Genomic DNA, 11,363 nt, shown 5'->3' on the forward strand with positions numbered 1-11,363 from the left:
GGGGTGCTCCCTCTTCTCGCGCTGTGGGGGGGTCTGTCAGGGCCGGATGACGGCCATGCGCGTCACCGTCAGCTCCTCGATGGCGAAGCGCGGCCCCTCGCGTCCGGTCCCGGAGTCCTTCACACCGCCGTACGGGGCGATGTCGCTGCGGTAACCGGGGACTTCGTTGATGACGACGCCGCCGACGTCGAGTGCCTCGACCGCGCGGAACGCGGCGCCGAGGTCCCGCGTGTACACGGCGGCGTGGAGCCCGTACCGGCTTGCGTTGACCAGGTCGTACGCCGTCTCGATGTCGGGGACCGCGCGCAGGCACACGACGGGCCCGAACACCTCCTCGTCCCAGGCGGGTTCGCCGTCGGGGACGTCCGCGAGCAGGGTCGGGGCGAGGCACCTCGCGCCGGTGCGGGTGCCGCCCGCGACGATCCGGGCGCCGGCCGCCCTGGCCCTTTCGACCCAGTCGAGGACCCGCTCGGTGGCGGCTTCGTCGATGAGGGCCGAGACGCGGGTGTCCGTGGAGCGCGGGTCGCCGACGACGACGTCCCGCAGCCGCTCGGCGATCTTCTTCTCCAGGGCGCCGGCGATCTCCTCGACGGCGATGACGCGCTGGACCGAGATGCAGGCCTGCCCGGACGCGTAGGTGCCGCCGCGGGCGACGGCGTCGGCGGCCGCGTCGAGATCGGCGTCGGCGGCGACGACGAGCGCCGCGTTGGAGCCGAGTTCCAGGACGACCTTGCGGGGCGCCGCGTCGCGCGCGATGCGGTGGCCGACGGCGGCGGAGCCGGTGAAGGAGATCGCGGCGACGTCGGGGTGCGTGGTGAGGGCGCGGCCGACTTCCGTGTCGCCGGTGACGAGTTGGACGGCGCCGGGCGGCGCCCCGGCCGCGGCGAGGCGCTCGCGCACGAGGTGGGTGAGCCAGAGCGTGGCGAGCGGGGTCGCCGGCGCGGGCTTCACCATCACGGGGCAGCCGGCGGCCAGCGCCGGGGCGATCTTGTGGGAGGCGAGAAGTACGGGGTAGTTGAAGCCGGCGATGCCGACGACGACCCCGATGGGCCTTCGCGTCCAGAACCCGAACATGCCGTCGCCGGAGGCCTGGAGGTCCAGCGGGACCGTCTCGCCGTGCAGGTGGGCCACCTCGTCGGAGGCTGCCTGCCAGGTCGCGACGGCCCGCTGCATCTCGATGTCGCAGTCGACGCGCGGCTTCCCGGTCTCCAGGACGAGCAGCTCCGCCATCCGGGACGCGATCTGCGCCAGGTCCGCCGCGACACCGGCGAGCACGTCGCGCCGCACCCGAGCGGGCAGCCCCGCGACCTCCTTGCGGAGCCCGGCGGCATGCTCGACGGCGCGCCGCGCGAGGCCCACGTCACCGACGGGCGCGGTGGCGAACTCGCCGCCGTCGTAAGGGAAGACGACGGGCTGCCGGGTGGGCGCGGGCACCCAGGTGTCCCCGACGGGCAGCCCCTCCGGGAACTCTCGCGGATACGTCATCGCGCTTCTCCCCCGTCCGTACGGCCCGTCAGGAACGCCTGCGCCGCCGCCGCGTACACGCGTGTGTACTCCTCGATCTCGCGCACCTCGACGTACTCGTCGGCCTGGTGGGCGATCCACTTGCCGCCGGGGCCGTACACGACGGTGGGGAGGCCGGCGTCGCGGGTGAGGATCGTGCCGTCGGTGGTGCCGGGGACCGCGCCGAACGGCGGTGCCTCGCCGTGCACTTGGCGGTGTCCTTCGACGAGTGCGGCGACCACGGGGTGGTCCTCGGGGATCTCGATGGCGGGCCGGTCGTCGACGACGGTGACGGCGACGGTCACCCCGACACCGGCGGCCGCCCGCTCCGCGGACTCCCGCACCCGGGCGATGAGTTCGGCGTGGTCGGTGCCGGGGATCGTGCGGACGTCGATGCCGACGACTCCGTGCGCGGGGATGACGTTGAGCTGGTCGGGGTCGCCGCCGAGCAGCACGGTCGGGGTGACGGTGACGCGGCCGGCGTGCGGGTGCTCGCCGTAGCGCTCCTCGGCCCACTCCTGGACCCCGGCGAGCGCCTCGACGATGCGGGCGCCGGCGACGATCGGGCTTCTGCCCTCCTGCGGCATGGCGCCGTGGGCCATCACGCCGTGCAGGTCGAGACGAAGCCGGATCCCGCCGCGCGCCGAGGTGCACACCTCGTAGCCCTCGGGTTCGCAGACGATGACGCCGTCCACCTCGCCCGCGAGCGGTGACGCGGCGAACGCCTTCGCGCCGAGCATGAGCCCCTCCTCGTCGCAGAGCACGCCGACGACGATGCGGCCGGGGAAGGGCCCGGCCAGCTGGAGGGCGCGGACGCCGTAGATCATGGCGGCGACGCCGGACTTCATGTCGGCGGATCCCCGGCCCCAGAGCTTTCCGTCGCGGATCTCGGCGCCGTAGGGGTCGACGGTCCAGTCGGCGGTGTCGCCCTCGGTGACGACGTCGATGTGCCCCTCGAACATCAGGGTGGGGCCGTCCCCGCCGCCGCCCTCGATCACCGCGACGGTGTTGGGCCGGCCCGGGGCGACCGCCACCACCTCGTACTTCCAGCCGAACTCGTCGAAGAGGCCCTGGACGAGTTCGGCGGCGGGCCGCTCGACCTCGGTGGCCCCCGCGGTGTTGACGGTGCGCAGACGCACGAGTGCGCGGGTGAAGGCGACCGCGGCGTCGGTCTCGGGCAGGGCTGTTGAGCCGGAACGCATGGAACCTCCAAGTCGGCCGGTGACAAGGCCAGTCGACTGGTCAGACCAGTTGATTTCCCGTACTCTGCCCCCACGTTGATGCCCGGGTCAATGGTCGGCTCATCCATTTGCCACGGCGTCACGGCGTAACTGCTCGACATGGAGGGGCACATGGCGCCCGACGACGATCTCTTCCAGCCGGTGAAGCCGGTCCGCGCCTACCAGCGGGTGGCTCAGCAGATCGAGGAGCGCATCCTCAGCGGCGACCTGCCGCCCGGCTCGCGGCTCCCCGCGGAACGCGAACTCGTCGTGCGGTTCGCCGTGGGGCGCTCCACCGTCCGCGAGGCGCTGCGCGTGCTGCAGTCGGCGGGCCTGATCCGTTCGCGGCCGGGCGACCCGCTGGGCGCCGAGGTCCTCGGTGTCTCACCCGACAACCTCAGCCAGGCCCTGAGCCGTCTCACCCGTTCGCGCATCGCCTCACTCGGAGAGCTCGTGCAGTTCCGCATGGTGCTCGACGCGGAGAGCAACCGGCTCGCCGCGCGCCTCCACGACGCGGACGACCTGGCCCGCATGCAGGAACAGATCGACCGGATGGAGCGTCTGAGCGCCTCGTCGAGCGGGAACCTGCACGCCTTCAGTGAGGCGGACGCCCTCTTCCACCGGGCCGTCGCCGAGGCGAGCGGCAACTCCCTGCTCGGCCTGTGCGCCCGCGCGGTGCACGAGGCGGTGGTCGACGTCATCGAGAAGAAGATCGCCGGCGCCGCGGACGCCACCGCCTGGAGGGAACGCTCCATAGCCCACCACCGCCAGGTGCTCGACGCGATCCGCACGGGCGACGCCCCGCGCGCCGCCCGTCTCGCCCGCGAGGCGCTGTACACGTACTACGCCGACCACGTCGAGCCGGAGACGCGGAGGCTGCTGGCCGCGGCGGCGCAGACCGAGGACGCGGCCCGGACCCCGTGACGTCCGGGCCCGTTCGAGCCCGGCTCAGGGCCCGTACTAGGGCGTGCTTCGAAAGTAGCGTCGTCCGCCCGCGGGGCAGGCGGGACTTTCGAAACACGCCCTAGCCCGGCTCAGGGCCTCGCCCCGCCGAGGCGTCCTTCCAGTTGGCCGAGCAACTCTGCCAGTAGTGCGCTGAGTTGTTGCTGCCCGGTGGCTTCGAGGCCGGACAGTACGGTCGTCTCGTAGGCGAGTTGGTCGGGCAGCAGCGCGTCGACCAGTTCGCGGCCCGCGTCCGTCAGGCTCAGATGCGAGACGCGGCGGTCACGGGTGTCGCCGCGCCGGTCGACCAGGCCGCGCTCCTGGAGCTGCTTGAGGCGCTTGGTGACCGCCGCGCCCGAGGAGAACGTCTCCCGGGCGAGGTCGCCCGGGGTGAGCTCGTGGCCCGTGCGGCGGAGCGCCCCGAGCAGGTCGAACTCGGCGCGGGTCAGTCCGGCGTGGCGCAGCGGGGCGTCCTCGGCCTGCTGGAGGAGGGCGGCGCAGCGGTTGATCCGCCCGATGACCTCCATGGGCCCGGTGTCGATGTCGGGCCGCACCGTCTGCCACTGGCGCACCACCGCGGCGACCGTGTCGCCCGTCGCCGCCCTGCCGTTCCGTGTCGTCATGCTCGCGTGTTCTCCCGGGCGTTCGTGCCGCCCCTGTGCTCGTGGGTGTCCTGGACGGACCGCCGCGCCTAGGGCCTCTCGTTTGGATCATGCCGGGCTCGCGGGGTCTGGCACCGCACCTCGCGGCGTTGTCGTCGGTCGCCGACGTCCCCCAGCTACCGCTGGGAGGTGCCCCCACCGCGTCGACTCCCTCCTCCGCCTTGCGATGCACGGCACCAGACCCCGCTCCCTGATCCGGCCTGATCCAAACGAAAGACCCTAGCGTCGGACCGTCGCCGCGAGCGTACGGTGTCCGGCCTGCTCGACGGCGACCACACGCTCCTCGGGCAGCGCGCGCTGCCACCATTCGCCCGCCGCGGTGTCGTCCGCCGCGCGCAGTTCGACGAGCGCCGCGGCGAGCCGGCGGCGCGCGCCCTCCAGGTCGCCGGGGCCCGGACGGGCGGCGGCGAGGGTGCGCTCGGCGTGCTCGCGGGCCCGTTCGGCCGCGTCGAGGGCGACCTCGATGTGGTCGGCGGCCCGCCGGTTGGTGACGATCACCGCGGCGACCACGCCGAGCAGCGCTCCGACAAGGGTGTCGACGACCCGGTCGGCGATCAGCTCACCGGCGTCCTGGGTCCTGGCGAACTCGGTGATCAGCAGCGCCATGGGCGTGACGGAGACGGTGCCGAGCCAGTAGTTGCGGGCGATGAACGCCTCGGCGCCGAAGCTGAAGAGCAGGCAGAGCAGGACCACGAAGACCGGACCGACGTGGGCGAGCGGGGCCACGGCGGCGAAGACGAGCACTCCGAGGAGGTTGCCGGCCACGCGCTGCACGGTGCGGTTCCAGGTGAGGGTGACGTTGGCCTGGTAGAGGGAGGCGGCGGTGACCAGGGCCCAGTAGGGACGGCCCATGCCGAGGGCGAGGGACCCGTATCCGGCGAGGGCGCAGCCGACGGCGGTGCGCAGGGCGACCGGCAGGTGCGGTGATCCGGGGGCGAGCCTGCGCCACAGCGACGGCCTGCCGGCGGCGCGTTCGACCTCGATGCCCAGGAGTTCGTCGTCGATCCCGTCGAGGTGGGCCGGACGCGGGACCGGGCCGGTGCCGCTGAGACCGGCCGCCCAGTCGCGCAGCTGTGCGGGGTCCGTGTCCGCCGGGGCGGCGAGGGCGACCTCGGCGCGGACGACAAGGCGTTCGAGGGCGCGTCGGGCGGCGCCCCGGCCGCCGGTGGCGAGGAGGGACTGCCAGGCGGCGTGCACGGCGCCGGCCGCGGCGGCGCGGGCCCGCGAGCGTGCGGCGTCCGGGGCCTCGCCGTCCGGCATCTCGACGTACGCGGCGGCCGCGTTCAGGGCGCGGGCGGTGGCGCGCCGCTCCGGGCCGTGCGGGCGCACGAGCGCGGGGGCCATGCAGACGAGCCACGCCACGGCGCCCGCGCCGGCGGTCAGGGCGAGGTGGCCGGGTATCTGCCCCGGGCTCTGCGGCGCGAAAAGACTGGCGGAACTGATGAACGTCAGGATCAGGTGCCCCGGCGGGCCGATGCGGGTGGCGTCGCACAGGGTCTTCTGGGCGGCGGCGAGCAGCGCCCCGACCGCGACGAGCACGACGGCGGAGGTCGTGAACGAGGCGGTGAGCAGGGCCACGGCGAGACTCGCGAGCATGCCGAGGACCACCCAGGCGACGGCGCGGGCGCGCGCCGCGTACGGCAGGTTGTGGGCGTAGAGGGCGCACAGCGACCCGGCCATCGTGTACATGGCGAGGTCGAGGCGGCCGAGGGCGAGCAGCGTGAGGTTGGGCACCGCGGCGGACACGACGACGCTCGTCGCGGCCTTGAACCAGATGTCGGACGCCTTGTTCAGACGCAGCGCCCCCGCGATCGGGAGCCGGCGGACGGGGCGAGGTCTGGAGGTGGGTGCGGAGCTGGTCATACAGAGAAGCTTAACAAGTGTTTTACTCGAAAACTAATTCCGCAGGCCAATCCCTCTCCGCCGCCCGAGCCGCGCACCACCCGCGCACGGTGGCACCGCGCGCCGGTCCGGATGCTCCCCTGCGCTCGATTGCGCCCCGCCGTGCCCGGGCATCTCGTCCCCGACGCCGTCCGGCGTCCACGGTGCGGCGCCCACTTCCGGCGCTCGACGGGGAGGTTCGCGTGCACGGACCGGGCTCGGCCGCCTGGCTGCTCGTCGCGCTGTGTGCGGCGACCGGGGCGTACTGCGTGCTGCGGATGCGCAGCGGGGTCGAGGAACAACGTCGCGCGGCGGGCAGCGAGGCGCTCATGGGGTTCGGGATGGCCTTGATGGCGCTCCCCGCGGCGGTGGTCACGCCACCACGTGCCGCCTGGGTGGTGTACGCGCTCGTGTTCGGGGCCGCGGCACTGCGTGCCCTGTGGGCGGCCCGCTCGGGGGCGCACCATCTGCACCACCTGGTCGGCGCGTTCGCCATGGCGTACATGGCGGTGGCGATGGCCGTGACGCCGGGCGCGCACGCCGGCCACGCGGGCGCGGGCGCACCGCTCGTGACCGGCCTGCTCCTGCTCTATTTCGCGGGGTACGTCCTGTGGTCGGGGGCGCGCCTCGTCCCGGTCCCGGCGGCCGGGGGTGCGCCGCCGGCGACCGGCTGGGGCGACCGTCCGGAACTGGCCCGGGCCTGCCGCCTCTCGATGGGCATCGGCATGGTCGCGATGCTCCTGACCATGTAGGGAGAAGCGCCAAGTTCATGCAGGGGACGGGGAGAAGCCCCCTGGCAGGGAGAAGCGCCTGGGGAAACTGCTCCATTTCGGACAACTGCCCGCGCAAAACCGTGTCGTGCGTCACTTGACGCGACAGCCCATACCCTCCGGTAGTACCCGGCTCATAGGCTGAGGTCATGACGGTCCCCGTAGCACTGTTGCTGCTCGGCACCCTCGCCGCCGTCCTCGCTCCGCGCCTTCTCGCGCGGGCCGACTGGACGGAGCGCGAGCCGGTGGTCGCCCTGTGGGTGTGGCAGTGCGTGGTGGCCGGTGTCCTCCTGTGCTGCGCGCTCTCGATGACCCTGAGTGCGGCCGCAGCCTGGCAGGCCGTCCGCGGCCATGTGTTCGCTCCCGCGCCGCACGCCGTCGTCGACGCGTACGCGCTCCGGGCTGCCGGCGGATGGGCGGCGACCGTGGCCGTGGCGCTCGCCCTCGGCGGACTGTGGACGGCGGCGATGCTCGCCCGGGAGATCTTCCGGTCGGGGTCCGGGCGACGGCAGCGGCGGGCCGAACTCCTGGTGCGCTCCCCGCTGTTGCCGGGCGAGGAGCCGGGCGGTGACCGGCTCGTCGTGCTTGAGGGTGAGCGGCCCGACGCCTGGTGGCTGCCGGGCGCGGCGCCCCGACTGGTCATCACCACGGCCGCTCTGCGCCGTCTCAAAGGCCGTCAGCTGGACGCCGTGCTCGCGCACGAGATGGGGCACGCGCGGTGGCGGCACGACTGGCTGCTGCACTGTTCGGGGGCGCTGGCCTCCGGCTTCCCGCAGGTTCCGGTCTTCGCCGCGTTCCGTGACGAGATGCACCGGCTCGTCGAACTGGCCGCCGACGACGTGGCGTCGCGCCGCTTCGGGCGGCTGACCATCGCCCTCGCCCTGGTCGAACTCAACGAGGACCGCGGGGTGTTCGGCCCCTGCCCCACCACCACGCAGGCCCATCTGCCGCAGCGCGTGCACCGGTTGCTGACTCCCCCGCGCCGGCTGACCGCGGGCCGGCGGCTGCGCCTGACCGCCGCGGCCGCACTCGTCCCGGTGGTGCCGCTCCTGGTGACGTTCGTACCGGCTCTGCGCGCACTGGGGTAGACGCGCACTCGTACAGGACGCGTCCGGTCCCGCCGATGGCCACCAGGGCCTCCCCTGGGTGAGGATCCTCCCCATGCACCCGGCACCGGTCGACTCCCCGCCCCGCCCACGAGATCCCCGGACCGCACGCGCGTCGGCGGTGCTCGCCGCCCTGTTCGGGGTGCTGCTGGTCGCGGTGGCGGTGCGCTGGGGTCCGCTCATGACCCTGGACCGCACACTGGCGCGCACCGCCCACCGCTGGGCCGTCGCCGATCCCGGACCGACGCACGTCAACCGGGTGCTGACGGACTGGGTCTGGGACCCGTGGACGATGCGTGGCCTGTGCGCCGTGGCCGTCCTCTGGGTCGTGTGGCGCCATCACGCCTGGCGGCTCGGGTTGTGGGCGGCCGCCACATGTGCGCTCGGCACACTGATCCAGCAGGGCCTGAAGGCGGCCGTCGACCGCGCCCGCCCGGTGTGGCCCGACCCCGTGGACTCCGCGCACTACGCGGCCTTCCCCTCGGGGCACGCCATGACGGCGACGGTCGTGTGCGGCCTCGTCCTCTGGCTGCTGCACCGCTTCGGCGCCCGCCCGTTCCTGTGGCGTACGGCGTGTGCGCTCGTGGCCATGTCGGTCGTCGGCGTCGGCCTCACCCGCCTGTGGCTCGGGGTGCACTGGCCCTCGGACGTGCTCGGCGGCTGGCTGCTCGGGGCACTGACGGTGACCGTGGCCGTGACGGCGTACGGGCGCCTCGCCGGCCCGTCACATGGTTGACCCGGTCCTGTCCGGCCGCGTTGGATCGGGCGCATGACCATCAATGGCGACACCGAAGGCGACATCAACGGCATCAGCAACGGCATCAACAAGGGCGTCATCAAAGGCCTGCTCTTCGATTTCTCGGGGACGTTGTTCCGCATCGAGTCCACCGAGTCCTGGCTGCGGGCCGTGCTCGACGAGGCCGGACTGGCGCTCCCCGACAGCGAGTTCACCGCGACGGCCGCCGCCCTGCACACGGTGGGCGCCCTGCCCGGCGGCCCCACCGCCCACGTCGAGGTCCCCGCGCACCTGGCCGAACTCGTCGCCGTACGCGACATGGACGCGGACCGGCACCGCGCCGCGTACACCGGTCTGGCCCGTCAGGTGCCGCTGCCCGACGAGCGGCTCTACGACGCCCTGTACGACCGGCAGCTGCGGCCCGAGGCCTGGCTCCCCTACCCGGACGCCGCCGATGTCCTGTCAGGTCTGCGCGAGCGCGGCATTCCCGTCGCCGTGGTCAGCAACATCGGCTGGGACCCGCGCCCCGTCTTCGTCGCCCACGGCCTGGACGCGTACGTCGACGCGTATGTGCTCTCCTACCGGCACGGCGTCCAGAAGCCCGATCCCCGCCTGTTCGCCGCCGCGTGCGAGGCGCTCGGCGTGGCACCGGGCGACGCGCTCATGGTCGGCGACGACCGCCGTGCCGACGGCGGGGCGAGCGCCCTCGGGTGCGCCGTGCACTTCGTGGACCATCTCCCGGTGGACGCCCGGCCCGACGCGCTGCGCCCGGTGCTCCGGCTCGTCGGCTGACGCGGGGATCCGCTCAGGATCCGGCGCCGCACCGCCCCGAGTGGTCGCAGTACGGCTGATGTCCGCTCGCGCCGCAGCCGCACAGCGTCACCCGCGTCTCGCGCACGTCCTCGGCTCCCTCGCGCCCCACCCGCAGGTCCCCGCGCATCACGAGCCGGCCGTCGTCGGTGCGCACGACCGTGGTGACCGCGGCCGGCTTCTCCTCGGGGCCGTCGGCGAGCTGGTACTGGAGTGCGCCGGACGGGCAACGCCTGATGACCTCGGCGACCTCCGCGGCGGGCGCGCCGTCGGGGTCGATCCAGGGGCGGCGCGCGGTGTCGAACACGCGGGGCAGACCGCGGACGCACTCCGCCGAGTGCAGGCAGCGCTCGCCGTCGAAGGTGACGGTGACGTCCTTGCCCTCGTACGGCTTGGCGGTCATGACTGATAGTCCTCGACCTGCGACGAGGGCCTGACCCGCGCGTCGTCGGGGTTCTCGCCGAACTCGGTCTTGGCCCGCCGCTGGCGCAGCAGGTCCCAGCACTGGTCGAGCTGGCGTTCCACGGCGGCGAGCCGCTCGTGTTCGGTCACACCGTCGATCTCACCGGAGGCGAGGGAGGCGCGGAGCCTCTTCTCGTCGTCGACCATCGCCGTGATCCGGGCCAGGATCTCGTCTTGATCCATCTCGGTACGCCTCCCAGGTGCGTGACCTCTTACTCCTTGCCCACTGTAGGGAGGGTTCGCCCGGTGTGCGATCCGTGTGCCGTGGGCGCCCGGTAGCGCAGCACCCCGTCGTCCCCGGCCGCGTCGTCCCGCACTCCGCCGCAGGCCTCGATGACCCGGCGGGAGGCGGTGTTGCCGGTGTCGCAGGTGATCAGGGCCGGGTCGACGCCCAGGCGCGCCGCGAGCGGGAGCGCCGCGCGGAGCATGGCGGTGGCGTGTCCTCGGCGGCGGGCGCCGGGCCTTACGTCGTAGCCGATGTGACCGTCGCGCAGCCAGGCCTCGGTGAGGGTGTGGCGGATGGCGAGGCGGCCGAGGTAGGTGTCCCCGTCGACGTACCAGAGGGTCGTGCACGGGACGTCGTAGTCCAGGATGCTGCGGGGCCCGTGGGTGAGGCGCAGGCGGGCGACGTACTCGGCGAAGACGGCCGGGTCCTGCCAGGTGTCCCCGTACGCGCGCAGGCTGAGCCCCGCGGTGGAGTCGTCGGGTCCGCCGTGGCCCTCGGCGCGTGCCTCGTCCATGGCGGCGAGGAAGGAGCTGTGGACGCGGACGTCGGGTGCGATCAGCTGCGGCATCGGGTCAGTGTGCCGTGCACGGCGTCCGTCCGGCCGGGAATTTCCGGGCACCCGTCACCGACCCACCGACGCGTCTCGATCCGCCGGGTAGAGCGCCCGCCCTTGTATCAAGAGGGGGCGGGCGTTGCGCTGCGGCCGGTCATGCAGGCCTGGTGTCGTCCACCCGCTCACCCTCGGCCTGGGACGGCTCGGTCCTGGGGACGTCCGGGTGCTGTTCCTCGCCCGACTCGTCGCGCTCGCCTTCGGCCTGGGAGGGGGTGCGCGAGTACAGGGCGTCGTAATCCGAGGCTCCGGTCTTCATGTGGGCCTCCCCTGATCGCTCATCTTCCATACTCCTCCACGGACCGCAGCAGCGCGAGGCCCTGCGCCGAGGGGCGAGAAGACGGACGCCGGGTCGGATTCCCTGTTGGCCTGCCGGGCCGGTGGCCGGGCAGCGCCGACGCCGCCCGGTCACCGGCCCGGCAGGCCGTACGCATC

13 protein-coding genes are annotated in these 11,363 nt (G+C 73.7%); 5 read left to right on the forward strand and 8 right to left on the reverse strand.

Features of this window, described 5'->3' with window-relative positions:
• Positions 1–36 precede the first annotated feature (36 nt).
• Both EOT10_RS39180 and EOT10_RS39185 read right to left on the reverse strand, forming a co-directional pair.
• Positions 37–1,485 carry an aldehyde dehydrogenase family protein gene (locus EOT10_RS39180; RefSeq protein ID WP_127833153.1) on the reverse strand — a complete coding sequence of 483 codons (1,449 nt, stop codon included), beginning with the start codon at positions 1,483–1,485 and terminating at the stop codon, positions 37–39.
• Positions 1,482–2,705: a M20 family metallopeptidase gene (locus EOT10_RS39185; RefSeq protein WP_127833154.1), complete on the reverse strand. Its 1,224-nt coding sequence runs from the start codon at positions 2,703–2,705 to the stop codon at positions 1,482–1,484. Before EOT10_RS39185 ends, EOT10_RS39180 begins: the two co-directional genes overlap by 4 nt.
• Positions 2,706–2,855: 150 nt before the next feature.
• Here EOT10_RS39185 and EOT10_RS39190 point away from each other — a divergent pair, with 150 nt between their 5' ends.
• Positions 2,856–3,647, forward strand: a complete 792-nt coding sequence (locus tag EOT10_RS39190) for a FadR/GntR family transcriptional regulator (RefSeq protein ID WP_127833155.1) — start codon at positions 2,856–2,858, stop codon at positions 3,645–3,647.
• 110 nt (positions 3,648–3,757) lie between these two features.
• Here EOT10_RS39190 and EOT10_RS39195 read toward each other — a convergent pair whose 3' ends face one another.
• Both EOT10_RS39195 and EOT10_RS39200 read right to left on the reverse strand, forming a co-directional pair.
• Complete coding sequence (locus EOT10_RS39195; RefSeq protein ID WP_127833156.1) at positions 3,758–4,288, reverse strand: MarR family winged helix-turn-helix transcriptional regulator; 531 nt, start codon at positions 4,286–4,288, stop codon at positions 3,758–3,760.
• Positions 4,289–4,546: 258 nt separating this feature from the next.
• A complete protein-coding gene (locus tag EOT10_RS39200) occupies positions 4,547–6,190 on the reverse strand; it encodes an FUSC family protein (protein ID WP_127833157.1) in 1,644 nt (547 codons plus the stop codon).
• Positions 6,191–6,411: 221 nt separating this feature from the next.
• Here EOT10_RS39200 and EOT10_RS39205 point away from each other — a divergent pair, with 221 nt between their 5' ends.
• The 4 genes from EOT10_RS39205 (at position 6,412) to EOT10_RS39220 (ending at position 9,612) form a co-directional block, all read left to right on the forward strand.
• Entirely contained in the window at positions 6,412–6,960 is a 549-nt protein-coding gene (locus tag EOT10_RS39205; protein WP_127833158.1) for a DUF5134 domain-containing protein, read from the forward strand.
• Between the two features lie 167 nt (positions 6,961–7,127).
• Positions 7,128–8,066, forward strand: coding sequence for a M56 family metallopeptidase (locus tag EOT10_RS39210; RefSeq protein ID WP_127833159.1), 939 nt, complete (start codon positions 7,128–7,130; stop codon positions 8,064–8,066).
• A 73-nt stretch (positions 8,067–8,139) separates the two neighbouring features.
• Positions 8,140–8,820, forward strand: coding sequence for a phosphatase PAP2 family protein (locus tag EOT10_RS39215; RefSeq protein WP_127833160.1), 681 nt, complete (start codon positions 8,140–8,142; stop codon positions 8,818–8,820).
• Positions 8,821–8,919: 99 nt separating this feature from the next.
• Complete coding sequence (locus EOT10_RS39220) at positions 8,920–9,612, forward strand: HAD family hydrolase (protein WP_223281480.1); 693 nt, start codon at positions 8,920–8,922, stop codon at positions 9,610–9,612.
• A 13-nt stretch (positions 9,613–9,625) separates the two neighbouring features.
• Here EOT10_RS39220 and EOT10_RS39225 read toward each other — a convergent pair whose 3' ends face one another.
• The 4 genes from EOT10_RS39225 to EOT10_RS41590 all read right to left on the reverse strand — a co-directional run bounded on the left by EOT10_RS39225 (position 9,626) and on the right by EOT10_RS41590 (position 11,187).
• A complete protein-coding gene (locus EOT10_RS39225; RefSeq protein WP_127833162.1) occupies positions 9,626–10,033 on the reverse strand; it encodes a (4Fe-4S)-binding protein in 408 nt (135 codons plus the stop codon).
• Complete coding sequence (locus EOT10_RS39230) at positions 10,030–10,275, reverse strand: DUF2630 family protein (protein ID WP_127833163.1); 246 nt, start codon at positions 10,273–10,275, stop codon at positions 10,030–10,032. The genes EOT10_RS39225 and EOT10_RS39230 overlap by 4 nt, the downstream gene beginning before the upstream one ends.
• Positions 10,276–10,304: 29 nt before the next feature.
• Complete coding sequence (locus EOT10_RS39235; protein WP_127833164.1) at positions 10,305–10,886, reverse strand: GNAT family N-acetyltransferase; 582 nt, start codon at positions 10,884–10,886, stop codon at positions 10,305–10,307.
• 139 nt (positions 10,887–11,025) lie between these two features.
• Positions 11,026–11,187, reverse strand: a complete 162-nt coding sequence (locus EOT10_RS41590; protein WP_189492691.1) for a hypothetical protein — start codon at positions 11,185–11,187, stop codon at positions 11,026–11,028.
• Positions 11,188–11,363: the final 176 nt, after the last annotated feature.

Origin of the sequence: Streptomyces antnestii (assembly GCF_004005495.1) — a bacterium.
In the GTDB taxonomy this organism is placed as follows: Bacteria; Actinomycetota; Actinomycetes; order Streptomycetales; family Streptomycetaceae; genus Streptomyces; species Streptomyces antnestii.